We start from the raw sequence: 22,843 nt of genomic DNA on the forward strand, positions 1-22,843 counted from the left end.
CGGTCAGAACAGCGGCAAATGGCCCAGTGCCGTCACTTCGGGGCGCTCTGCACCCTCGGTAAAAACGGCCAGCACGGCACTCAGGTCACCGCCCACTTCTTCGATGATTTCGCGCAGCGAGTTGAGGGTGCCGCCGCTGGACACCACATCATCCACGATGGCGACCTTTTGACCCCGGACCTTTTGCACGTCCAGGCCGTCCATGACCAGGGTCTGCGGCTTGCCGGTGGTGATGCTGACCACCTCGCGCACCACTGGGTCCACCATATAGGGCTTGGTTCCCTTGCGCACCACGATATAAGGGATGCCAGATTCACGGCTGATCACATGCGCGAGCGACAGAGCCTTGACTTCGGGCGTGACCAGGACTTTGATATCGGCGGGCAGCCGCTTCGCCAGCTCTTTGCCAGCTTCCTCGGTGATTTCGGTGTCGCCCAGCATGTTGAACAGGGCCACGCGGGTGGTGTCGGAGACAGGCACGACCGGCAAGTCGCGGGTCAGCGCCCCAATCTGAACGCGGTGGGTGGTGAGAGCGGCGGAATCGGTCATAGGGCGCAGTGTAGCGCCGGGCGCGGCACAAAAGAAAAACAGCTCCTTCCCGCAGGAAAGAGCCGGGGCAAACTGAATTCAGGCTCAGCCCTGGGGGCCACCGTCAATGCCGCCACCCGTGCCCGTGCCTGCGCCGCCCTTCACTTCGCCTTCCAGGTCACTGCCTGTGAGCGAGTTGGGGTCACCCTGGCGGTCTTCGCCGTCCCAACCGCCGCGCCGGCCATCGCCAAACCCCGGCTCATCGTTGGGATTGCTCATCTCCTCAGCGGTATTGCCACGCAGGATGTCTTCATTTTCCAGCTTTTCGCCGAGGATTTCGGGCCGGGTGTCATCCACCTGCACGTCCTCACCGATGTTGATGTCCATGTCATTCGTGTCTGGGCCATTCGTGTCTGGGGTCATGCCTGGGAGGATACCTCCGGCCCCCGCCCCGGCCAGGCTGCCTCAAGGAAACACCAACCGGACCCGAAAGCGCAGATATCAGTAAAGCCGAAGAAAGATATTCAGACTCTTGACATCTCTGCCGGCTCACGCCTAGAGTTCAGGCATGAAGCCGTGTCTCTGTTCTCTGTGTTGCCTCCCGGCCATGACCGCTGGGCAGGGCTAGGGACAGGGCCACTGTTCTCCCTCATTTCTGCGCTGACTTCCTAAGCCGCAGTCCCATCTGAGACAGGCCCTGTCCCTCCCGCCCCGCCCGGTGAGCAGCACAGGCCCCTGTCTTTTTTGAGTTTGCCCCTGCCTACTTTCACGCCTCACCCAACTTGCATAAGGAGCCGTTATGACCTTTCCCGTTCTTCTGAGCGTCGCTGCGCTGCTGGCCCTCTTTGCCCTGCTGCGCTGGATGGACCGGCAGCACTATTCGTTTTCTCACCGGGTCTTTGCCGCTCTGGGGCTCGGGCTGCTGCTGGGCGGCCTGCTGCACCTCCTGATTGGTGGGAACACCGAGGTGCTCGCGCAGGTGCGCGACTGGTATTCACTGGCCGGGACCGGCTACGTGCGGCTGCTACAAATGATCGCCATGCCGCTGATCTTTATCTCTATCCTGGCGGCGCTGACCCGGATGGACGCCCGGCGCAACCTGGCCGGGACCGCTGGGCGCATTATCGCCTGGCTGGTGGGCCTAACCGCCATTGCGGCCCTGGTCGGCATGGCGAGCGTGGCGCTGTTTGGCCTGGACGCTTCGCAGATTGTGCAGGGGCAGGCCGAGATAGAGCGTGGGGCCAGCATCGTAGAAAAGGCGGGTACGGTGGGCGAACAGACCGTACCGCAGCGCCTGCTGGAGCTGCTGCCCACCAACCCGTTTCTGGACCTGACCGGGGCGCGGCCTACTTCCACCATCGCCACGGTCATCTTTGCGGCGCTGCTGGGCATCGCTTACCTGGGCATCGCCGAGAAAAAGCCCGCTGAGGCGGCTGGCTTCCGCGCCGGGGTAGATGCCCTGCATGCCGTCATCATGCGGCTGGTGAGCCTGATTCTGCGCCTGACCCCTTACGGCGTCCTGGCCATCCTGGCTTCGACCATCGCGGCCACCAACTACGCAGCCGTGCTGGACCTGGGCCGCTTCGTGGTCGCCAGTTACATTGCCCTGGGCGTGATGCTGCTGGTCCAGCTGGCTGCCCTGGCCCTGGCTGGCCTGAACCCCGTCACCTACCTGCGCAAAGCCGCGCCAGTACTGCTGTTCGCCTTCAGCTCACGCTCCAGCGCTGGCACGCTGCCGCTGAACGTGCAGGCGCAGCGGGAGCAACTGGGTGTGGAAGAAGGCACCGCCAACCTGGCCGGTTCGCTGGGCATTTCTATTGGCCAAAACGGCTGCGCGGGCGTCTACCCAGCCATGCTGGCCTTCATGATCGCGCCCACCGTGGGCATCAACCCCATGACCCCCGACTTTATCCTCACACTGATGGGCGTGGTGGCCCTCAGCTCCTTCGGGGTGGCGGGCGTGGGCGGCGGGGCCACCTTCGCGGCCATTCTGGTGCTGTCGGCCATGAACCTGCCGGTAGCGCTGGCGGGCATCCTGATTTCGGTAGAGCCGCTGATTGACATGGGCCGCACGGCCCTGAACGTGAGCGGCAGCATGGTGGCGGGCCTGCTGACCAGCCGCAGCGAAGGCACCCTGGACCGGGAGCGTTATACGGGCGCAGGCTTGGCCCCAGCCGGGGACTAAGCGACCTCGGCTGAAGCCACCTCAAGCTAGGCGGCCTTCATACCTCAACACACAGTTGCTCGGATTCAGGAAAAGTGGGTTGCGCACCCAGCACGCTTAGCGCAGGCGCGGGGCTAAACGTGCTGGGTGCGCAAGTGCCCGTAACGTACACCACCCAACAAAGTCCAACCAAGCCGCCAAAGGCGGAAGGCAAAACCCACCCTCTGCCTTTGACTGCTTTCTACTTCACTCGGCGCTGTACGCCACCACGCCGCCTACCACGGTCAGCACCGGCCAGCCTTTCAGCGTTTCGCCTGAGTACGGGCAGAATTTGGCCTTGCTCTGGAAGGTTGCGGGGTTAACTTTGCGCTCGGTTTCGGGGTCAAAGACCATCAGGTCGGCGGGGGCACCAGCTTCCAGGCTCGGCTCGGGCCAGCCCAGCACGCGGGCGGGGCCAGCGGTCATCAGGTCCACCAGTTTTTCCACGCCCAGCTTTTCGGCAAAGCGGGTGTACATCACCGGCCAAGCCACCTCAATGTAGGGAATGCCAAAGGGCGCTTCGAGCAGGTCGCGCTCCTTTTCGGCCTGGGTGTGCGGCGCGTGGTCAGTGCCGATGCAGTCCACCGTGCCGTCCAGCAACCCCTCGAACAGCTCGTCGGCGTCGGCCTGCGTGCGCAGTGGTGGAGCCACTTTATACAGGGCGTCAAAGGACCGCAGCTTCTCGTCGGTCAGGGTGAGGTGGTGTGGGCTGACCTCGCAGGTGACCGGCAGGCCCCGGCGCTTGGCTTCGCGCACCCGGTTCAGACCAGCGGCGCTGGACAGGTGCTGCACATGCAGGCGGGGACGGTTGCCACGCTCCGCCAGCCAGGCCACGATTTCCACATCGCGGGCGATGCGGGCGGCTTCGGCGGCTGTGGGATTGCCCGGCACGCCCAGCGCCTGCGACACTTCGCCTTCGTTCATCACGCCGTCGGCACGCAGAGTGGCGTCCTCGGCGTGGACACTGACCACCATATCCAGACTGCCCGCGTATTCCAGCCCCAGCCGCAGCACGCGGGCATTCTCGTTGGTGCGGCCATCGTCGGTAAACATCACCGCGCCCGCTTCCTTGAGCGCACTCAGCTCGGCCAGCTGCTCGCCCTTTTGACCCTGGGTCAGTGCCGCCGCCACGTGCAGCCGCGCCAGCCCCAGACCGGCGGCTTTTTCCTGCAAGGCCCGCACGATGGCCGGATCATCAATCACCGGGGAGGTGTTGGGCATGCAGACCACGTTGCCGTAGCCGCCCGCCGCCGCTGCCGCGAGGCCCGAAGCCAGGTCTTCTTTTTCGGTCTGGCCCGGCTCGCGCAGGTGAGCGTGAGGCTCAATCAGCGCAGGGATGATGGTCCCGCCCTGGCCGTCTACTGTTTCGCCGTGCCCCTCTTCGGGCAGGTTCCAGCCCTTGATGATTCCGTCTTCGATGGTCACACTTTCGCGCTCTGTACTGCCGAGGCGCTTGACGTTGGTGATGGTGAGGTTCATTTTTGACTCCTTGTAGGTTGGTAGATAGAGAATATTAGAGAGGCCAGACTTCGGCGTAGTCCTGCGGGCGCAGCCCCAATACGCTAATGCTGCCGCAAACGCCCGAGTCCGCAAGGTAGGCAGCGTAAGGAGGGCGGTTCATGGCCTGTACCGAGGGTTGCCAGCGGAACACCAGCAAGGGCGCAGTTTTCTCGGTGATGCCCCCGCCGGTCATATCTTCCGAGCGCATTGACCGCCATTCCACTCGGCAGTCGGCCACCAGACGGGTATCCAGCGGCGCAAACTCGCGGCAATCGGGGCGCTCATCGCCCAGCAGCAGGCGCAGCCAGGCGTGACGTGGCCCCACCGCTGTACCGGAACTTTCGGCCTTGAGGGCCACTTGCCGCAGTTGCCTGCGCACATACTCCTGCGCCGAGCCGCGTTGCAGAAAGTTGACAAACACTCCTGCACGGCCCTTGTCGTGAATGTCCAGCATCTCTTCCGAGCCAAAAGTGCGGGTCAGTCGCAGGTGCTGCGGGCCGAGCCGCTTGCTGAGCAGCTGATCGGGCGCGGTATGCCAAGCATCTTGGATTATCCGTGTGGCCGAGGTGCCCGCTGGCAGGCGGTAGCAGGACACCTGCCCGAACTCGCCCGCCTTTGCCTGCCAGTCGGGAGCGCAGGAGCGGGTCTGCCAGTGCTCCGGGGCTGCGCCGGTCTCCCAGGGAATCGTGGGCAGCGACGGACTGCATGCCAATGCCGCTGAGGGCAGCGCAAGCGTCAGAAAAAGCACTGTAGTGCGCCAGCCCAGTCGGCCCGGAGGCGTTTTGTACTGAGCTCCTGGCAACTGCGAGAAGTCCGGCCCCAAAGCAGTGAAGTTCTGCGCCATGCGGCCCCCAAGCTGAGGCCCAGGGCGGCCAGGCAGCGCCCCACACCGGGCGGGCTCAACGTAGTTTTCGCGCAAAACATCATTCATTGGTCTTCAGTCCTTTTGGCGGACGGCTTATTTGAGGCTCAGCTTGGGCAATTCAGCAGGCAACACCTGCCGAATCTCATCTTCTGTCCCTATCAGGGCCAGTCCACCCTGAAATTCAGCCGCGATGGTGAAACGGCCACCCTCCTCAATCCGGACCTGACAAGTCTTTGGCGGTACCTGGGGGACCACAATGACAAAGTCAGCAAGGCGCTGGTCGCTGCAAGGAAAGGTCCCCTGCCCATCTGTCCAGAGGCTGGCCCCAAGCCGCAGCCCAGCTATATAGGCTTTGGCTTCGGTCAACATCACACGTTGCTTGGCATGTAGCAGTTGTAGGGGCTGCCCCTGCGAAGCTTGAGCCGAACTCAGCCCCACCGTAAAGAGAAGCAAGAGGACACAAGAACGCTGCACCCGGCAGAGGCAGGAAGTTGAACTGCGCACCATCAGTCGCGCCCGACCAGCAGGTGATACAGCACGCTCATCCGCACCGCTTGCCCGTTGCTGACCTGCTTTAGAATCCGGCTCCGCTCGCCGTCGGCCACGTCACCGCTGATTTCCAGGTCGCGGTTCATGGGGCCGGGGTGCAGCACAATGGCGCCGTCCTCGGCTTCGGCCAGCAGGGCTTCGTTCACCTGATAGGTGTTCACGTAGTCCTGCATGGACGCCAGGTAGCCGCCCTGCATCCGCTCCTGTTGCAGTCGCAGCGCCATCACGGCGTGAGCGCCGCGCACGGCCTCGCGGGGGTCGGTGATCAGGGTCACGCCCGGCATCTGCCCCAGTTCCAGTGGCAGCAGCGTGGCCGGGCCGCAGAGGGTCACTTCCGCGCCCAGCTTGGGCAGCAGCTCGGCATTGGAGCGGGCCACGCGACTATGCAGCACGTCTCCGATAATCGCCACTTTTTTGCCCTTCAGGTCACCGTATTCCTGGCGAATGGTGTAGGCATCCAGCAGCGCCTGGGTGGGGTGGGCGCGGCGGCCATCGCCCGCGTTGATCACCGGCTTGCCCGAATAGCGGGCCACCAGGTGCGCTGCCCCTGAGGCGGAGTGCCGCACGATGTAGGCGTCCATCTGGTAGGCGGTCAGCGTTTCGACGGTGTCGCGTAGGGATTCGCCCTTGCTCACGCTGCTGGCCCCAGCCGCAAAGCTGACCACGTCGGCGCTCATACGGCGGGCCGCCAGCTCAAAGCTCACTTTAGTGCGGGTAGAGTTCTCAAAAAAGGCCGTGCAGACGGTCAGCCCCTGCAAGGCCGGCACCTTCTTGACCGGGCGCGACAGCACGTTCAGCATGGTGTCGGCACCGTCCAGCAAGGCGCTTAGGCGTTCCGGGGCCCAGTCCTGAAAGTCCAGCAGATGCCGGGGGCGGCCTCCTATTCCAGCGGCGGTCATGCGCCCTCACCTGCCCCTTCTGCTCGGCTTTCCCGGTCCATACCAACTTCCCGGTCCAGAGCGGGTCGGTCCCACAGCTCTACACTGTCCGTGCCGTCGGTTTCCTGCAACTTCACCTTGACCACCTCGTCCTGAGCGGTGGGCAGGTTCTTGCCCACGTAGTCGGCACGTATGGGCAACTCGCGGTGCCCCCGGTCCACCAGCACGGCCAGTTGAATGCCCGTGGGCCGCCCGATATCAATCAGGGCGTCCAGTGCAGCGCGGACCGTGCGTCCAGTAAACAGCACATCGTCCACCAAAATCACCCGGCGCTGCGCCAGGTCAAACGGCACCTCGGTCTCACGGATGATGGGTTGCCGGGCCACCTCGCTCAGGTCGTCGCGGTACAGGGTGATGTCCAGGCTGCCGGTAGGCACATCCACCCCTTCCAGCTCGCTCAGCTTGGCGGCCAGGCGGGCGGCCAGCGGAATGCCGCGTGTATGAACACCGATCAGGGCCAGACCCTCCGCACCCTTGTTGCGCTCGATAATCTCGTGGGCGATGCGGGTCATAGCGCGGCGCACTTCGTGGCTGTCCAGAATCACGGCTTTGGGCTGCGCGGTTTCAGGCATACTTAGCCTCCAGCACACAAAAAAAATCACCGCTCAGCGTGGGCTGACGGCTCGTCTCGGTCTGGTTCATGGCGTCTCCTTCTCCTGCCTCACGGGGCGGGTGCAGCCTCACAGGACTGCTGGAAAAAAGGATGGGAAAAATTCGGGACGGCCTTTCCGTCCACTGCTCCGCAGCATAACAGACGCGTGGCGCAGGGCAGCGGGGTGTCCGGACGGTCAGCTCAGGCCAGCTGCGCTTGCAGTTGCCGCCACATCTCCTCTGCTGGGTCCAGCAACGGTACGGGGCTCAGCGGAGCCAGAGCGTCCGCGAACGCTGGAAAGTGGGTGCAGCCCAGCACGATGGATTCGGCCCCCAGGCGCGCGAGCAGCGCCGTCAATTCCGCCAAAGCGAACGCCTGCACAATGGCCTCTGCAGAGCGGCCTTCTTCAACCGCGTCAGCCAGGTCCAGCTGGGCAAACTGCACCAGCCGCAGCTGCGGGTTGGCGTGCAGCAGGGTGCGCTCAATCCCTGCGTGACCGCTGGCGTTGGCCGCCATGACGCCCAGCGCGCGGTAACGGTGTGCCCACTCGCGGTAGGCGTGCAGCGGGGTCACCAGCGGCAACCCCAGCTCGGCACTCAGAGCGGGAAGGTCGGTGGCCCCACTGAGCGAGTTGCAGTAAATGTAGGCTCCAGCTGCGCCCTGGGCCTGCACACTGCGCAGCACTTCCCGCATGTGGCGCTGGCGCGACGCTGGCTCCGCATTCTGAAACAGGGTCTGCGCGCGTGGCGATTCGGACACGGGCCGCTCCACCAGGCTCAGCTCCGGGGCCAGCCGCGCCAAAATCTCAGCTCCCAGGCGGGTATCGTGCGGGCTTCCTCCGATGACAGCCACAGTTCGCATGGCTCAACATAACAGAGCAAAGCCCGTGTTCGGCAGCCTGGCCCTAGAGCAGTTCTCCGAATTACGCTATGCGGAGAACCTCACTCCACATAGCTCCATTCTCCGTCCTGCTCTTTGTTTTGTACTCGCTCCGCTCGACAAAAAGACATAACGTCTTTTTGTCAAATGCTCTATTCGCTCAGAAACTGCGCGTAGTTCTGGCGCAACTTGGCGACTTTGGGGCCAACCACTGCGCCGCAGTAAGGGTTCTGGGGATTGTTGGCGTAATAGTCCTGGTGGTCATCCTCAGCCACATAGAACTCGCTGGCATCTTCGATGCTGGTCACGATGCTGCCGCCAAACGTGCTGGCGTTCAGCTCCTCCATCACCGCCTGGGCCTCGGCACGCTGGACGTCCGTCAGTGGAAACAGGGCACTGCGGTACTGGGTGCCCCGGTCTGCTCCTTGACGGTTCAGGGTGGTGGGGTCATGCGTCCCGAAAAAGATATGCAGCAGGTCGCGGTAGGTCACCTGCGAGGGGTCGAAGGTGACGCGCACAGCCTCGGCGTGGCCGGTGACGCCCGTGCAAACCTGCTCATAGCTGGGGTTGGGACGCTGGCCGCCGATATAGCCGCTTTCCACGCGCTGCACGCCACGCACGCGCAGCATTACCGCTTCGGTACACCAGAAGCAGCCACCAGCAAAGATGGCCTGTTCGGTTGTCTGTTGAGCTTGGGTCATACGTCATGATGCCGCCAGCAAAGCAGGCCAACACTGCCGCACCTCACCAAACAGAGGCAGAGAACTGAGGGGCTCAAGAAGACATAAAAAAACCACCCCTGTACGGAGTGGCTGTTCATTTGGTTGCAGGGACAGGATTTGAACCTGCGACCTCCGGGTTATGAGCCCGACGAGCTACCAGACTGCTCTACCCTGCGTCATTGCTGTTTCCAGCGCTCAAAAAGAATAAGCCTGGGCGGGCATTTTGTCAAGTCAAGGTCAGCGCCGACCGCTTCAGCTGAGGCGGTCCAGCACTTCCAACCGCACTTCCTCAAAGGCATCAAAGAACTCATCTTCCAGGTCCAGGTCGCGCTCCAAGGCGTCCTGCTCCGTGTGCAGCTGGGCGTGGGTCCAGCGCAGCCGCGCCTCGCTGGCCGAATACACGTTGCCCTTGGCCGCCACGAACTCAGCTGCGTGCCTGACGGCTGCCACCGGGTCGGACGTGGGCGCCACCACCGAGAGGTTCCGCAGGTCACCCTGATCGTTGACCAGCGAGCAGGTCACTTCCAGGCGTTGGCCTTTGCGGGCCAGGAACACCTGGTCCACACGCCACATCGCTGTCGCGCGGATGGGGCGGTGAGCGGTGTCATGGGAGCGGCCACGGCGTTTCATCTGGTGTCAGTGCCTTCGGCGGGCGCTGGAATGGGTAAGGGAGTGGGGAGCTTATCAGGCGCCGCGTCTGCGCCCGGCGGCCAGGCGGTCACCGTAGCCCAGCCCATCAGGGCGCGGCCTGCGGCGTGGGCCACCGCCTCAAACTCAGGGTCGCCCGGCACCACGAATACAGGGGCCATCCAGCTCAAGCGGGCTTCCAGGCGGTCCATGACGCTGCTCCAGCGGGCCAGTGGACCAACTAGGACGATGGCGTCAGGACGCACAGTCAGCGCGCCCACCTGCTGCCCCACTGCGCATGCCACCTGGTAGGCCAGCGTCGCCGCCGCCGCCTGCACACGGGCGTCCGTGCCTTCAGCAGTTATCAGTTCATGCACGGTGCCGTATCCAGTCAGGGCCCGCAGGCCCCCCTCGCCGCTCCAGAACTCGGTCCAGCTGTGATGCGGCGGCCAGTGCTGCTCACCGCCGTCCCACAACTGCTGCAAGGTGGCCGGAGAGACTGGGCCTGCTTGCCGCATTCCCAGTGGCCCACCGCTGAGGCCAGACCCAGTCGAACTGACGGGCCGCCCACCCTGGTAGGCGGTCACGCTGCTGGTGCTGCCCAGGTACGCCGCCACCACCGCCGCTTCACTGAAACGCTTGCCTACATTGAAGGCTGCGTCACGGGCTGCCATTTCGGAATTCAGCACGTGAAAGCGCGGCTCACTGCGCAGGCCGGGAATCCCGGTCTCACGGGCCTCGGCGGGGAGTTCGGTGCTCTGGGGAAGGGGCACAGTGAGCAGGGGCACATGCAGCTGCTGCGCCCAGGCAATTGCCAATCGCAGGCCACGGATGCCCAGCACTGCGCCGGTGGGCAGATCCTGCTCGGCCAACGCCAACTGCTCAGGCTCAATCCGAATCACCTGGGACCGGGTCGCCCCGTGACTGGCCGCAGGGGGGCCTTCCCACTGCGCCAGCGTCACCACAGCGTCAGGGCGGGGCCAGTCGGCCACCGTCTGCTGCAAGCAGGCCAGGGCACGCTCCAGGTCCAGGCCAGTGCCGCCCAGCAGCTCGCCCTCGGTGGGGAACTCGGTCCGGGTCAGCGTCAAGGCCAGCTGAACATCCGGGGCCTGTGCTGCCGGACGGTCATCAGGAAGGCCCAATTCAGGACCGTCCTGCGCAGAAAGTTCAGGAGGAGTGAATTCAGCCAGGGCCACTTTCAGTCGGCTGCTGCTCACGCTCAGCACGTAGACACGCATAAACAGTCCAGTTTAGCAAAAGGCTCCGAAGGGTCTGTGCAGTAAAGCGCAGATTTGGGCGTTACTCCGGCAGCGACTCTGCCATGAAGAACTGCGCTGAAGGGCACCACTCCCGCAGCACGCAGGCGGAGCAAGCGGGAGCCTTGCGGGTGCAGATGTCGCGTCCATGCCGCACCCCCGCCCGGTGAAAAGCCGCCCGGAACGCAGCACTGGGGGGCAGAACGCCTTCCAGCCACTGCTCCTGGCGGTCAGCTTTCCAGTTGGGCGGCACCACTTCCAGCCGCTGCAGCAGCCGCTCAATATTGCCGTCCACGGCAGCAGCAGGCTGCGCCAGATGAAACAGCAGCAAGAGGCTGGCCGTGCGCTGCCCCACGCCGGGCAGGGCCTGAAGCGTAGCGCGGGCCTCGGCAGAAGACAGGCGGTGCAAAAACCGCAGCGAAGGCTGCCCCCGCTCCTCCTCCAACCGGCGCAGGATGCCCCAAATGGCCCTGGACTTGGAGCGTGCCAGGCCGCCACCCGCACCTCGGAGCACGGCTTCGATCTCTTCGGGCTCGCTAAGCAGGGCTGCTTCCCAGCGTGGGTAGGCCGCTTTGAGGGCGTCCCACTGCCGCTGCGCCACCGTCCAGGTGTTCTGCTGGGCCAAAATCAAGCGGAGCAGACCGTCCAGCGGCTCGGGATTAGGGGTCAGGGTCACGCCGCCTGGGTCAAACCCGTGCGCGGCCAGCAGCGCCTCTACGCCTTCAGCCCACCAGTCGGGCGCGGGCAAGGCCGCTGGCGTCGGGCGGGCAGCGCGGGGCAAGGGCAACTTACTGGACGCGGCGCTCGACCCGGTTCCCGGCGCGGTCCAGCACGGTGATGTCAGCGTAGATGCCCTGGGTTTCGGCATAAAAGTTGACCTTCTGGCCCACGGCAATATTCAGCCGACGGCCATCAACCAGCACCTCGGCCACCCGGTCATTGTCAGTGGCGACGCCCGCCACGCGGATGGTGTTGCCAAAGCGTTCAAACGAGGTGATTTTTAGCTCAGGCACCTGCGGGTCCAGGTCCAGGTCCATCGTCAAGGTGCTCTCGTTGCCAGCGCGGTCACGGGCCTTGAACGTAAAGGTGTTCTGATTGCCTTCCACCTGCGGCTGATAGCTGAAGTACTTGATCTTGGGGCTGCCGGAGTCCAGCGGCACTGCCTGTCCATTGATGGTGAGCTGGATGGCTCCCCGGTCATCCATCACATAGCCTTTGAGAAACAGGTTGTCGGCTTTGGCAACCCCGCCGCCCTGAGGCGAAGTGATCACGATGCGGGGCTGGAACGTATCAACCTGGCGGGCACAGCTGCCCAGTCCCAGGGGCAACAGCAGCGCTGCACCCACCCCCCGCGTGAACTTGCCGAATCTGGATGTGTGCCGCTGCGAACCGCTCATTGCCTGCCAGTATACCTGCACGCTGTATACCTGCACGCTCCCAGCAGCCCGCGTGGAGTGACCTGCCCTGTGGTGAATGCCGGGGCGTGGGCGCTAGCATCTGGTCCATGACGCCTCTGCGGACCCTGACCGCGATCATCTTCGGCTTTGCCTTCAGCCTGATCACCTTCGCTGCCTTTTATGTGCGCGGCGACCTGGGCAGTGTGTTCCGGTATCTGGGCGCACGCGGCGACGCCCGCCGACTGGAAGCAGCGGGCGGCACACTAGAGCAACTGGCGGCTGCACAGGCGCAGGTCCACGCGTTGGCCGACGCCGCCGCCGACCCGGACTTTGCTGTGCGGATGCTGCCTCTCTGCCTTTTGCTGGGCGTGCTGACAGGGTACGCGGTATGGCGACTGTTCGGCTCGCGGGCGGGCCGCGCTGAGGCCACTGACGTGCAGGAGCGCATGCTGCTGCGGCTTGCTTACCGTAGGGGCGGACGCTTCAGCCTGGAGGACGTGGCAGCCTCCTCCCCGCTGACCGAGGTGCAGGCGGTGCAGGTGGTCCAGCGTATGAAGGAAGCGGGGCGGCTGAGAGATGCAGGCAGCGGGCTGTACGAACTGGTGTAACCCTCAGTCCCAACTGTTGAACAGCGCCTCGGCCCACGTGCTGGGGCGCTCCTTTTGCACCGCCCGCGCCTCCCAGCCACCACCAAACTCAGAGTTCAGCAGCCGGGCACGTTCGGCGGGAGTCAGGTCGGCAAGCAGCCAAGCGGGGTCCGGCAGCACCAGCACGCCGGACGCACTCAGGGCCTCCCAGACTGGCCCACCGCCCAGCAGCGGCCAGGGGGTAACGTACGGTTGGCAGGGCGCAGAAGCGACGGCGGCCACGTTGCCAGTCAGGAGAACATAACCCAGCACCGCACCGAAGCGGTCCTCGGCGCGGTGTTGGTGCAGGTCGCCGGGTTCCGTGTGCCAGGTCCAGCCGTGCCGCCGGGCCACACTGTCCAAATGGCCCGTGACCACCTGCGGCGGCTGCGGCCCCCCGCCCCAACGCTCATACACGAGGCGGTTAATGACAAGAAGGTCATCATTCACTCGTCATCACATTTTCGGTAATGTTCATGCTGCTGTGAGGCTGACGTAAATCTACCAATGAATTCGGGCGATTTGTGATGTTCTTTGGCAGGCGTGAATGATCCGCGTTTTACCACCCAATCGTAAACGCCCGTATCCAGCGGATATTCGATCAGGACACCTTCAAGCTTGTGCTTTCGTATCCATACTTCCGCCAAGTCCTTCGAAGTGAAAACACCCGAAGCAAAGCGGGCACCTTGACCATGAAAGACCCAGACAGAATTACCCATTAGCTCGACCGTACCGCTCCCGCACATACTTTTCCAGCAGTTCCTGAAACTCCTCGGCGATGCGCGGCCCTTTGAGCGTGGTCAGCAGCTGGCCGTCCTGATACACCGGGGCGCGGGGGTCTTCGCCGGTGCCGGGCAAAGAAATGCCGATGTGCGCGTGCTTGCTCTCGCCGGGGCCGTTCACCACGCAGCCCATCACAGCCACCTGCATCTCCTCCACACCGGGGTACTGGCCTTTCCACTCGGGCATCTGGTCACGGATATAGTCCTGAATCTTTTGGGCCAGGCTCTGAAAGAAGGTAGAGGTGGTGCGCCCACAGCCGGGGCAGGAAGTGACCTGCGGCAAAAATTGGCGCAGGCCCAGGCTCTGCAGAATCTGCTGGGCCACTTCCACTTCTAGCTTGCGGCTGGCCCCCGGCTCCGGCGTCAGGCTCACGCGAATGGTGTCGCCGATGCCCTCGGTCAGCAGCGGCGCAAGGGCCACGCTGGTCGCCACCATGCCTTTCATCCCCATGCCCGCTTCGGTCAGGCCCAGGTGCAGCGGGTAGTCGCACTGCGCGGCCAGGCGGCGGTAGACCGCCCACAGCTCCGGGGCACTGCTCACCTTGACCGAGATGATGATGCGGTCATGCGGCAGCCCCAGCTTCTCTGCGTAGGCCGCCGATTCCAGCGCCGAAACCACCATCGCCTCAATGGTCACCTCGGTGGGGGACTTGGGATTGCCCCGGGCGGCATTCTCGTCCATCAGCCGCGCCAGCACCTGCTGGTCCAGTGAGCCCCAGTTCACGCCGATACGCACAGGTTTATCAAACTCCTTGGCGACCTCGATCATGGTGGCAAAGTTGGCGTCGTGGCGCTGCCCGGCCCCCACGTTGCCGGGGTTGATGCGGTACTTCGCAAGCAGCCGGGCGGCCTGCGGGTACTCGCGCAGCAGCTGGTGGCCGTTGTAATGAAAGTCGCCCACAATCGGCACGCTGATGCCCAGGTCGGCGAGCCGCGCCACGATTTCGGGCAGCGCTGCCGCCGCTTCGCCGTTGTTCACCGTCACGCGGACCACCTCGGAACCGGCGCGGGCCAGCTGCGCCACCTGCATGGCGGTGGCTTCGGCGTCGGCGGTGTGGGTATTGGTCATACTCTGCACCACGATGGGGTGGTCCGAGCCCATCTTGACCCCGCCCACGTCCACACTCACGGTCCGGCGGCGCGGGATGGCGGCAAATGCGGGCAGCGTGGCAGATTCCACACCGTCCATCTCTAGCTGGGGCAGCGACTCGAAACTCATATGCCCAGTGTACGGCGTCTGCTTAGGCGTCTTCGGGAATCTCCACCCACTCCCAGCGCGGCAAGCCTTCACACAGAATCTCGACCATCACCGAGTTGGAGGCGATGAACAGGTGACGGTAACGCGGGCGCGAGCGGTCCAGTTCGGCTTGTGCACAGTCATTACGCTCTACAGCGGCTTCAAATTCAGCCCGCTGTTCTGGCGTGGGCGGCTGCTCGCCAGTCCAGAAGTAGTCATGTGCACGGTGGCTTTCCGACGAGGCGAAGCGTCCGCCTCCGCTGAAGGTATCCGTGGCGCGGTGATATTCCAGAACGGTGGGGCCATACGGCGGAAAGGTGTCGGTGTTGCGGTTCTCGCACAGGATTTCCATCACCCAGGGGTCGGGTTCGTTCACGACTTCATAGAGATCAGGGCTGCTCACGCCCTGTCTGGAGGGATGAAAAGTGCCGAACGGCCCCGCGTAGAACTCCTCGTAAGTTTCCAGGAAAAAGATGCGCTCGGAGCGATACACCGTCACCCCTCCCCGGTTCAGCCCACCGTCGCGCTCTTCCCAGCCATCTTCCCAACTGAGCCGCAGCGCCCGCTTTGGCCCACTCACGCCGCCGCCATACGCCTCGTATTTGGCCCTGACCTGCTCAGTATCAGCGAAATACTCGCCTTCAAGCTCAATAACCAAGGCCGTCAGCCCGTCCAACCGCTGCTCTATCCGCGTGATATACGGCATGAACAGATGCTCGGCTGCCCTGCATAAGCCCTCGTCCGGCCAGGCGGCCCACTGATACTGCGAAAAGCGTTCGTGTCTGCCCATGCACCAGCCTAACGAAAAAAGAAACGTTCCCATTATCTACCTGGGAACGCCTTCTGCTTTCTACCCCACCCTCAGCCCCGGTCCTGCACCAGCTCCGCCGCTGTCACCGTATTCGCCATCAGCTGCGCCACGGTCAGCAGGCCTACGCCGCCCGGCACCGGGGTGAGGCCGCCAGCGACCTGCGCCACGTCCGGATGAACGTCGCCCACGATCTTGCCTTTCCCCTCTACTTCAATGCGGTTGATACCCACATCAATCACGGTTGCGCCCGGCTTCACCATGTCGGGCGTCAGGAAATGCGGGCGGCCCACGGCCACCACCACCAGGTCAGCTTCGCGGGTCACGGCAGCCAGGTCCGCTGTGCGGCTGTGGGCGATGGTCACGGTGGCGTCACGGGCCAACAGCATGGCCGCCATTGGCCGACCCACAATTTCGCTGCGGCCCACCACCACGGCCCGCTGGCCCGCCACCGGAACCGCGTAAAAGTCCAGCAGTTCCAGAATCCCGGCGGGGGTGCAGGGGTTCAGTGCAGCGCGGCCCGCCCACATCTGCGCCACGTTGTACGGATGAAAGCCGTCAACATCTTTGGCCGGGTCCACCGCCAGCAGCACAGCTTCTTCGGAAATGTGGGGCGGAAGTGGCAGCTGCACCAAAATCCCACTCACTGCCACGTCGGCATTCAGCCGGTCCAGCAGGGCCAACAGTTCGGTCTGGGAGGTGCTTTCGGGCAAAGCAAATACCTCGCTCTGAAGACCGACCTGGTGCGCCTTTTTGTCCTTTGACCTGACGTAGCTGACACTGGCGGGGTCTTCTCCCACCCGTACCAGCGCCAGCCGGGGGGCCTGCGGCAAGGCGCTGACCCGACCAGCCACGCGGGCCAGCAAGGCGTCGGCCACCGGGGCGCCGGGTAGGGGCCGCGCCGTCATGCCCAGCCCCCCAGCCCCAGCGGAACCGAACCAGCCACCGCTCAGTCCTGTTCCGCTGAGGTGGCCGGGGCAGCGCCCGAATCACGGGCATCTACGGCAGAATCGTCCTCTTCAGCCGCGCTGTCAGTGCTGGCCACGGCCGTATTCTCGCTGCCTGTGGCCGGAACCGGCTGCCCGCCCAGCGAGCGGCTCAGCGTGCCCAGGACACCATTCACAAAGCGGCCTGAATCCTCCCCACCAAACTTGCGGGCAATCCGCACCGCACTTTCAATGACTGGCGGGTGCGGCTCGGGCGTGAACATCATCTCAAAGGCAGCCAAGCGCAGAACATTCAGGTCCGTCTGGGCCATCTGCTCAAAGGACCAGCCACGGATGGTGCGCTGCAACATGCTCTGAACTTCGTCCCAGTGCATGTCCAACCCCTCGGCCAGCGAGCGGGCAAAAGCGGTGGCCTCAGGGGTCAGTGGCGTCAGGGTGTCGTCGCCTTCATGCATCTGGGCAGCCGTCCGCATAAAGACCTGTTCCAGCGGCAATTCACCCCGCTCCGACTCGAACAGGGCGCGAAAGGCAAATTCACGGGCAGCGCGGCGACTCCCGCTGGGGGCCACACTGCGCTCACGGCGGCGGGTCAAGCGCCCGCTCCTGACTGGCTGCGCCCGGGCACAGGCGCAGCGGGAAGCGACACCCCCAGCACCGTGACGTTGACGGCTTCGACTTGGCAGCCGCACATCAGCTCCAGGTTCTCGGCTACCGAGCGCTGGGCACGGGCGGCCAGGTCCAACAGATCCCGCCCGTAGTCCACATTCAGCCCCAGGTCCACCGCGACGGTGGGGCCATCTTGCGTCAGGCGCAGGGCACGCGGCAACCGTGCGGCCTCGCTCTCCTTGAGAACCTCGCCCACCGGCGTGGGGGCGGGAGCGATGCAGATACCGTCAATGTCTTCCACAGCCGCTATGACAATGTCACGCATCACGTTTTTGTTGATGTTCAGTTCCATACCGCTCCATCTTAGTGCTTGCCCTGCGGCAAACGGTGTAGGCGGCGCAGGCAGCCGCAAAAGCGAACCTCTCGCCAGATGGGGCTGACAAGGGGGCAGCACAGATGGGGCGGGAGGGCAGCTGCTGGTAGGGCTGCATATTTACCCAGTTTTCACAATGTTGTATTGTGACCAGGTCAGTGAATTTTTCAGTGCGTTCTGTTGTCTTGTGTGCCGCCTCTCCCGGCAGGGTTGCCGTGCGGGTGAGGCTTTTTCTGGTGTTTATCGGCGCTGGACTGCTGCGCCCATCATCAGAGCACGGGTCTGTGAGCTATGCTTCAGCGCAAGAACACCAACCATCACTGAAGCGGGCCCGCCGAGCACTCGCGCTGGCCCAGTGAATCAAGTACCACCTTTATCCTTTTGCCCGTCAGGCTCAGCCTGGATTCGTCCCTTCCCTCTTTCTCCTGGCCGACTCTTTCTCCGGCTTCCCCCCTTCTAGGAGCTGAAATGTTCAACTTGATTGTCAAGCGGCTGCTTCAGATTCCCATCATCATGCTGGTGCTGTCCATGCTGGTGCTGGGCCTGACCATGCTGCTGACGCCCGCACAGCGCGCCGCTGGCTACGTGAAAAACGAGCAGCAGGCCGTCCGCATTGACGAGATCATCCGCGAGCGCGGCTTGGACCAGCCATTCTTCACGCAGTACGGGAACTGGCTGCAAAACACCCTCCAGGGCGACCTGGGCTTTTCCAAATCGGTGGGCGAGCCGGTGCTGGACGCCATCTTGACCCGCCTTCCCAACACCATCGAGCTAACCCTATTTTCCTTTATCCCCATTATTGTGCTGGGCGTCTGGCTGGGCACGCTCTCCGCCCTCAAAAAGGACGGGCTGGTTGACCAGGTCATCCGTGTGCTGGTGGTGCTGGCTTTTTCGCTGCCAACCTTCGTGCTAGGTATTGTGCTGCTGGCCGTGTTCTACGGCTACCTGGGCTGGGCCCCTGGCCCCGGACAGATCACCGTAGAAAACCGGCTGCTGCTGGATCAGCTCATCGCTTCCGGCGAGTTCCAGAAATACACCGGCATGCTCAGCCTTGATGCCATGCTCAACGGTCAGTGGCGCATTGCCCGTGATGTCCTGGCCCACTTGATCTTGCCGGTCATCACACTTTCGCTGGTCATCACGGCCACCATCGTCAAGCTGATGCGCACCAGCATGCTGGAATCACTCACCAGTGACTTTGTGCGTACCGCCCGCTCCAAGGGCCTCAGCGAGCGAATGGTCAACAACAAGCACGCCCGCCGCAACGCCCTGATTCCGATTGTCAACTCGGGCGGCTTTATTCTGCTGGGCCTGCTGACCGGGTCCATGATTACCGAGTCCATCTACGCCTACCCCGGCATTGGCCGCTGGCTGCTTGACTCGGCCCGCAACCTGGATATCGCCTCGGTGCTGGGCTACTCGCTGTTCGTGGCCCTGCTGGTGGTGAGCATCCGCACCCTGATTGATATTGGCTTTACCCTTGTTGATCCCCGCGTGAGGTACGACTGATGACCACTGCTGCTCCCCAGGACTTCACCGTCCTCAAGAAAAAGTCACGCTTTCAGGAATTCTGGCAGGGCAAGCCCATGCGCAAGCTGCGCCGCAACAAGCTGGCGATGGCAGGCCTGATCATCACGCTGCTGTTTGGCCTGATTGCCCTGTTTGCTCCCATGATTGCGCCCCCCAAGTTCAACTGCGCCCGTGACCTGGGCATGACCGAAGAAAGCCAGGTGTACAACCCGGCCAGTCCAGTGATGTGGAAGGCCATGTTCGCCCCGCCGCTCACCTGCTATCAGACGCAGCGCATCAGCTTCGCGCAGGCCCCGCAGCCCCCCAGCGCCGAGGCTCCGTTCGGCACCGTGAACGGCTACAACATCTTCCACGGCATGGTCTGGGGCACCCGCTTGGTCTTCAAGCTGGCCTTTATCATCACCGGCATCAATGTCGTTTTGGGCATTGTCATCGGCGCTATCTCCGGTTTCTTCGGCGGTTGGGTGGATAACCTGATTCAGCGCTTCATTGACGTGATTTTTGCTATGCCCAGCCTGGTGCTGACCATCGTGATTCTGACCATCCTGCGGGCCAAGAATCCAGGCGGCGACCCCACCATTCCCATCATCATCGCTTATGTCATTACCGGTTGGGCTAGTTACTCGACCTATGTCCGCGCCGACGTGCTCAAGACCCGCCGCCTGGAATATGTAGACGCCGCCCGCGCTCTGGGGGGCAGCGACGCCCGCCTGATTTTCAAGCATGTGGTGCCCAACTCGCTGGCAACCCTGCTCACCCTGGCCGTGATGGACCTGGCTACCGTGCCACTGGGTGTCGCTGCCCTGTCGTTCCTGGGCCTGGGCTACCCGGTCGGCTACACCGAGTGGGGCCAGATGATCGACTTTGCCCGCCCCTGGCTCAAGCCTGAATTCTGGTACGTGCTGATGTACCCTGCGGCCTTTATCGTACTGTTCAGCCTGGCCTTCAACCTGTTCGGTGACGCCCTGCGTGACGCCTTCGACCCACGGACCCGCTGAAACCGCCACACTCCACCAAAAGCACGGGATTATCCCCGTGCTTTTTTTATGACGAGTGGCCGGCCAACTTCACTTCAGAGAGTTGGCACTTCAGGGAGTTGGTGAAGACCAGGAAAGAGGCCCGACTAGATAAGCTTGAGCCACTGCCCCAGCTGCCGGTGTCCCAGGGCATAAATCAGCGCGGTCAGGGCGACCAGGCCCAGTGCCAGCAGCGGCCGGGGCAAGGCGGCGCAGGCCAGCAGCCAGGGAATGGCGGGCGCTGCTGAGAGACCGAAAGCTGCCGTAAGCAGTTGGGAACGCCGCTGCCGGGGCTCACTCGCCTGTGTCAGTCCCCGGCGCAGAGACTGACCGCTGAACCGAAATGTCAGGGCAGCCAGCAAGACCGCTGTGCCTGTCAGCGCCCAGGTGGCCGCCGGATGCTTTAGCTCCAGTGGCTGCCACCAGAGCCCCAGCAAGCCCAGCAGCGCACCTAAGCCTGCTGTCAGCCCGAACGCCAGCGCGTAAGCCAGTTGCGCCCCGCGAAGGAGCTGCGCCGGGTCGCCGGTCTCCAGAGCGCGGGTGAGCAGGGCCAGACGCACCCTGAGCGGCTGACTCTCAAAGGGCATGGCTTAGGGGAGCAATAGAGGCGGGCTGCCCTGCCACTTCCAGGGCGGTATCAGCGGGCAAGTCCAGGCGCAACCGGCATAGGGCCAGGCCCCCTGCCTCCAGGCCAGTGTGCCCTACGGCCTTGCCCGCCGAATGGACCTCGCTTCCAACGGGAGTCCCTGCCGGAACCTGCAAGCGACTCAGACCATAGCGAGCCTTGCCGCGTGCTTCAAGGCGGGCCATGATTTCCTGCCCCACGTAGCAGCCCTTGCGGTAGCTGATGGCGGGCAGGGGGCCGCCAATGTCCAACCCCACCTCCTGCGGCAGATGTCCCAGGAATCCATCCAACACCGGCTCAGGCAAACCAGCCGCCACCCGCGCCGTCTGCAGCTCGGCCCAGGAACGCTCAGTGACGGAGAGCTGCGCGTGCAGCACATCCATGACCGCAGCTTCCTGCGCGGCCAGATAGTGCAGGTCCAGCCCCAGCTGTCCGCTGCGGTCCACAGCGCCAAGCAGCACTGCAGCTCCGCCCAGAGTGGCCGTCCAGGCTGCGCCCACCTGGCCTGGCTCCTGCGGCCAGCCCTCCGCAGCCAACACAGGCCACCCGCCCCACAGATGCACGGTCCGCAACTCCTCACTCAAGTCCTGAATCTCGACCTGATCGAAGATGACGTAGCGGCGCAGACGCTCGGCCAGGGCGGGGGCCTGCCCCGCATCCAGATGAAGGTAGATATCATCCGTGCGGCGGTAAATGCGGGCAAACTGCTCTATCTGCCCACGGACATTCAAAAAGCAGGCCGCCACGTGGCCGGGCGTAGGGCAACTACGCAGGTCATTGGTCATCTGCCCCTGCACGAAATCCAGGCGGTCAGCCCCAGTCACACGCAACGCACTCGACGGCACCGCGCTCAGCAAAGTAGTCATGGCTTTAGCCTAAAGCATGGGACAAGCACCGAGACTGGCGGTTCTGCTGAGGCCGTGAGCAACACCACGCCTTAGCCAGCAAGCACAGCCGCAGCGTGACGGCGCAGCTGCGCCTCGCGGGTCAAATGCCAGCGCATCAGGTCGGCGGCGGACTCGCGGATAATCGCCTCGGCATGCGGCAACGCGGAGCGCCGCCACTGAAGATTCTGTGCCACGATGCTGTTCAGATCGTCCAAATTGTACAGGTGAGCGCCCGACACTTCGGCGATATCAGGTGCCAGGATACGCGGCATGCTGATATCAAAGAAGAACAGAGGTCGCCCGGCCCGCTCCCGAATGGCCTGCTCGGCGTCTGCACCCTGGACCACCCAGTGCGGCGTGGCTGCCGAAGCAATCACCACATCTGCTTGCGGCAAAGCCCGCTGAAGTTCCTGGTAGGGACAGGTGCGTCCACCCCAGCGGTCCGCCAGGGTCCGCGCCCGTTCCTCGGTGCGGTTGACCACCAGCACGTCCGACACCCCAGCAGCCTTGAGGTGGGTCATGGTCAGCTCGGCCGTCTCACCGGCGCCCAGAATCAGAGCAGTGCGGCCCTGCAAATCGCCCAGCACCTCGCGCGCCAGTTCCACAGCGGCGCTTGAGACACTCACCACCCGGTCACTCAGTCCCGTTTCGCTGCGGACGCGCTTGCCGGTTGCCAGCGCTCCCTGCACGATTTTATTGAGCAGGGTGCCGGTGCTGCCGTAGCCCGCTGCTTCGGCCAGCGCCCTTTTGACCTGGCCCTGAATCTGGGTCTCGCCCACCATCAGGCTGTCCAGGCCAGCCACCACGCGGTAAAGATGACGCACAGCGTCGCGTTCTTGATGAAGATACAGATGCTCCCCGAATTCGCCCCGGAAGGCCTGGTTAAAGGCCGCCTCAGGCGCACCGCGAATGCCCGCCAGGTAGACCTCAGTGCGGTTGCAGGTGGCCACGACCATTACCTCATCGGCGTAGTCCTGCAACGTGCCGTACAGCACCTGTGCCCCCTGCACCGGCACGGCTGCTTGCTCACGCACCGATACTGGGGCCGTCTGGTGGTTAAGGCCCACCACAGCAAAATCAAGGGTGCGCGGTGAGCTCGGTGCGGCAGCCAGCAAAGACTGGGCCGTAGGGCAGGTCAGCATCAAAATGGGAAATCCTCCACAACAAGGGGCAAATGGGCGGCAGCTCTACAGACAACCTCTAGCACCTGGCAGCGGAGGTGTCCTTACGGGACATGAGAGGCACAGACACAAAAACAAATGCCCGCCTTCTCCAACAGAGCCCAGCATACTCCAGGCGCGGGGGGCACGCGTCCCGTACTGACCGTTCGGACAGCGTTGCAGACGCACT

Annotated in this window: 27 protein-coding genes and 1 tRNA gene; 4 read left to right on the plus strand and 24 right to left on the minus strand. The window is 63.9% G+C overall.

What is annotated here, in order from left to right; all coding sequences use genetic code 11:
- Window positions 1-3: 3 nt before the first annotated feature.
- Together IE158_RS02675 and IE158_RS02680 are read right to left on the minus strand one after the other, a co-directional pair.
- Window positions 4-549 (minus strand): phosphoribosyltransferase family protein, encoded by a 546-nt coding sequence (locus IE158_RS02675; protein ID WP_189642137.1) that lies wholly within the window; start codon window positions 547-549, stop codon window positions 4-6.
- Window positions 550-633: 84 nt separating this feature from the next.
- Window positions 634-951 carry a hypothetical protein gene (locus IE158_RS02680; protein WP_189642138.1) on the minus strand — a complete coding sequence of 106 codons (318 nt, stop codon included), beginning with the start codon at window positions 949-951 and terminating at the stop codon, window positions 634-636.
- Between the two features lie 376 nt (window positions 952-1,327).
- Between IE158_RS02680 and IE158_RS02685 the strand changes: the two genes are divergently transcribed.
- Window positions 1,328-2,713, plus strand: a complete 1,386-nt coding sequence (locus tag IE158_RS02685; RefSeq protein ID WP_189642139.1) for an L-cystine transporter — start codon at window positions 1,328-1,330, stop codon at window positions 2,711-2,713.
- A 225-nt stretch (window positions 2,714-2,938) separates the two neighbouring features.
- On the opposite strand, the gene IE158_RS02690 is transcribed toward IE158_RS02685, so the two are convergent.
- The 12 genes from IE158_RS02690 to IE158_RS02745 form a co-directional block, all read right to left on the minus strand.
- Window positions 2,939-4,210 carry a dihydroorotase gene (locus tag IE158_RS02690; protein ID WP_189642140.1) on the minus strand — a complete coding sequence of 424 codons (1,272 nt, stop codon included), beginning with the start codon at window positions 4,208-4,210 and terminating at the stop codon, window positions 2,939-2,941.
- Between the two features lie 34 nt (window positions 4,211-4,244).
- On the minus strand, window positions 4,245-4,943 hold the full coding sequence (locus IE158_RS02695; protein WP_189642141.1) for a hypothetical protein: 699 nt from the start codon (window positions 4,941-4,943) through the stop codon (window positions 4,245-4,247).
- A gap of 246 nt (window positions 4,944-5,189) precedes the next feature.
- On the minus strand, window positions 5,190-5,465 hold the full coding sequence (locus tag IE158_RS02700) for a hypothetical protein (protein WP_189642142.1): 276 nt from the start codon (window positions 5,463-5,465) through the stop codon (window positions 5,190-5,192).
- Window positions 5,466-5,602: 137 nt separating this feature from the next.
- The gene (locus IE158_RS02705) at window positions 5,603-6,544 is read right to left on the minus strand and encodes an aspartate carbamoyltransferase catalytic subunit (protein WP_189642143.1); all 942 of its coding nucleotides are present in this window, start codon (window positions 6,542-6,544) and stop codon (window positions 5,603-5,605) included.
- Window positions 6,541-7,155, minus strand: a complete 615-nt coding sequence (gene pyrR / locus IE158_RS02710; protein ID WP_189642144.1) for a bifunctional pyr operon transcriptional regulator/uracil phosphoribosyltransferase PyrR — start codon at window positions 7,153-7,155, stop codon at window positions 6,541-6,543. Before pyrR ends, IE158_RS02705 begins: the two co-directional genes overlap by 4 nt.
- 221 nt (window positions 7,156-7,376) lie before the next feature.
- Complete coding sequence (locus IE158_RS02715; RefSeq protein WP_189642145.1) at window positions 7,377-8,036, minus strand: aspartate/glutamate racemase family protein; 660 nt, start codon at window positions 8,034-8,036, stop codon at window positions 7,377-7,379.
- Window positions 8,037-8,206: 170 nt separating this feature from the next.
- Window positions 8,207-8,755 carry a peptide-methionine (S)-S-oxide reductase MsrA gene (msrA, locus tag IE158_RS02720; RefSeq protein ID WP_189642146.1) on the minus strand — a complete coding sequence of 183 codons (549 nt, stop codon included), beginning with the start codon at window positions 8,753-8,755 and terminating at the stop codon, window positions 8,207-8,209.
- Between the two features lie 120 nt (window positions 8,756-8,875).
- Window positions 8,876-8,952 (minus strand) — tRNA-Met (locus IE158_RS02725).
- A gap of 76 nt (window positions 8,953-9,028) precedes the next feature.
- A complete protein-coding gene (locus IE158_RS02730) occupies window positions 9,029-9,406 on the minus strand; it encodes a hypothetical protein (RefSeq protein ID WP_189642147.1) in 378 nt (125 codons plus the stop codon).
- The gene (locus tag IE158_RS02735; protein ID WP_189642148.1) at window positions 9,403-10,641 is read right to left on the minus strand and encodes a butyrate kinase; all 1,239 of its coding nucleotides are present in this window, start codon (window positions 10,639-10,641) and stop codon (window positions 9,403-9,405) included. Before IE158_RS02735 ends, IE158_RS02730 begins: the two co-directional genes overlap by 4 nt.
- Window positions 10,642-10,702: 61 nt before the next feature.
- Window positions 10,703-11,440 (minus strand): endonuclease III domain-containing protein, encoded by a 738-nt coding sequence (locus tag IE158_RS02740; RefSeq protein ID WP_229838854.1) that lies wholly within the window; start codon window positions 11,438-11,440, stop codon window positions 10,703-10,705.
- 7 nt (window positions 11,441-11,447) lie between these two features.
- Window positions 11,448-12,056: a hypothetical protein gene (locus tag IE158_RS02745; protein WP_189642150.1), complete on the minus strand. Its 609-nt coding sequence runs from the start codon at window positions 12,054-12,056 to the stop codon at window positions 11,448-11,450.
- A gap of 107 nt (window positions 12,057-12,163) precedes the next feature.
- Between IE158_RS02745 and IE158_RS02750 the strand changes: the two genes are divergently transcribed.
- Window positions 12,164-12,664, plus strand: a complete 501-nt coding sequence (locus IE158_RS02750; RefSeq protein ID WP_189642151.1) for a hypothetical protein — start codon at window positions 12,164-12,166, stop codon at window positions 12,662-12,664.
- A 3-nt stretch (window positions 12,665-12,667) separates the two neighbouring features.
- On the opposite strand, the gene IE158_RS02755 is transcribed toward IE158_RS02750, so the two are convergent.
- The 7 genes from IE158_RS02755 to IE158_RS02785 all read right to left on the minus strand — a co-directional run bounded on the left by IE158_RS02755 (window position 12,668) and on the right by IE158_RS02785 (window position 17,414).
- On the minus strand, window positions 12,668-13,132 hold the full coding sequence (locus tag IE158_RS02755) for a zinc-binding metallopeptidase family protein (RefSeq protein ID WP_189642152.1): 465 nt from the start codon (window positions 13,130-13,132) through the stop codon (window positions 12,668-12,670).
- Entirely contained in the window at window positions 13,129-13,401 is a 273-nt protein-coding gene (locus IE158_RS02760; RefSeq protein WP_189642153.1) for a DUF7710 domain-containing protein, read from the minus strand. The genes IE158_RS02755 and IE158_RS02760 overlap by 4 nt, the downstream gene beginning before the upstream one ends.
- A complete protein-coding gene (gene ispG / locus IE158_RS02765) occupies window positions 13,394-14,683 on the minus strand; it encodes a flavodoxin-dependent (E)-4-hydroxy-3-methylbut-2-enyl-diphosphate synthase (protein ID WP_229838855.1) in 1,290 nt (429 codons plus the stop codon). The genes IE158_RS02760 and ispG overlap by 8 nt, the downstream gene beginning before the upstream one ends.
- A gap of 22 nt (window positions 14,684-14,705) precedes the next feature.
- Window positions 14,706-15,491 carry a hypothetical protein gene (locus tag IE158_RS02770; protein ID WP_189642154.1) on the minus strand — a complete coding sequence of 262 codons (786 nt, stop codon included), beginning with the start codon at window positions 15,489-15,491 and terminating at the stop codon, window positions 14,706-14,708.
- A gap of 71 nt (window positions 15,492-15,562) precedes the next feature.
- Window positions 15,563-16,417, minus strand: coding sequence for a bifunctional 5,10-methylenetetrahydrofolate dehydrogenase/5,10-methenyltetrahydrofolate cyclohydrolase (locus IE158_RS02775; protein ID WP_189642155.1), 855 nt, complete (start codon window positions 16,415-16,417; stop codon window positions 15,563-15,565).
- 41 nt (window positions 16,418-16,458) lie between these two features.
- A complete protein-coding gene (nusB, locus tag IE158_RS02780) occupies window positions 16,459-17,049 on the minus strand; it encodes a transcription antitermination factor NusB (RefSeq protein WP_229838856.1) in 591 nt (196 codons plus the stop codon).
- Window positions 17,046-17,414, minus strand: a complete 369-nt coding sequence (locus tag IE158_RS02785) for an Asp23/Gls24 family envelope stress response protein (RefSeq protein WP_189642156.1) — start codon at window positions 17,412-17,414, stop codon at window positions 17,046-17,048. The genes nusB and IE158_RS02785 overlap by 4 nt, the downstream gene beginning before the upstream one ends.
- Window positions 17,415-17,903: 489 nt before the next feature.
- On the opposite strand from IE158_RS02785, the gene IE158_RS02790 reads away from it, so the two are divergent.
- Together IE158_RS02790 and IE158_RS02795 are read left to right on the plus strand one after the other, a co-directional pair.
- Window positions 17,904-18,944: an ABC transporter permease gene (locus tag IE158_RS02790; RefSeq protein ID WP_189642157.1), complete on the plus strand. Its 1,041-nt coding sequence runs from the start codon at window positions 17,904-17,906 to the stop codon at window positions 18,942-18,944.
- Window positions 18,944-19,963 (plus strand): ABC transporter permease, encoded by a 1,020-nt coding sequence (locus tag IE158_RS02795; protein WP_189642158.1) that lies wholly within the window; start codon window positions 18,944-18,946, stop codon window positions 19,961-19,963. The genes IE158_RS02790 and IE158_RS02795 overlap by 1 nt, the downstream gene beginning before the upstream one ends.
- 125 nt (window positions 19,964-20,088) lie before the next feature.
- Here the strand turns inward: IE158_RS02795 and IE158_RS02800 are convergent, their stop codons facing one another.
- From IE158_RS02800 to hemA, 3 genes are all read right to left on the minus strand, one after another.
- Window positions 20,089-20,568, minus strand: coding sequence for a hypothetical protein (locus IE158_RS02800; RefSeq protein WP_189642159.1), 480 nt, complete (start codon window positions 20,566-20,568; stop codon window positions 20,089-20,091).
- Window positions 20,558-21,472: a CAF17-like 4Fe-4S cluster assembly/insertion protein YgfZ gene (gene ygfZ / locus IE158_RS02805; protein ID WP_189642160.1), complete on the minus strand. Its 915-nt coding sequence runs from the start codon at window positions 21,470-21,472 to the stop codon at window positions 20,558-20,560. Before ygfZ ends, IE158_RS02800 begins: the two co-directional genes overlap by 11 nt.
- A gap of 71 nt (window positions 21,473-21,543) precedes the next feature.
- Window positions 21,544-22,638 carry a glutamyl-tRNA reductase gene (hemA, locus tag IE158_RS02810; RefSeq protein ID WP_189642161.1) on the minus strand — a complete coding sequence of 365 codons (1,095 nt, stop codon included), beginning with the start codon at window positions 22,636-22,638 and terminating at the stop codon, window positions 21,544-21,546.
- Between the last annotated feature and the right edge of the window lie 205 nt (window positions 22,639-22,843).

The sequence above is a fragment of the Deinococcus piscis genome, assembly GCF_014653275.1.
Taxonomy (GTDB): domain Bacteria; phylum Deinococcota; class Deinococci; order Deinococcales; family Deinococcaceae; genus Deinococcus; species Deinococcus piscis.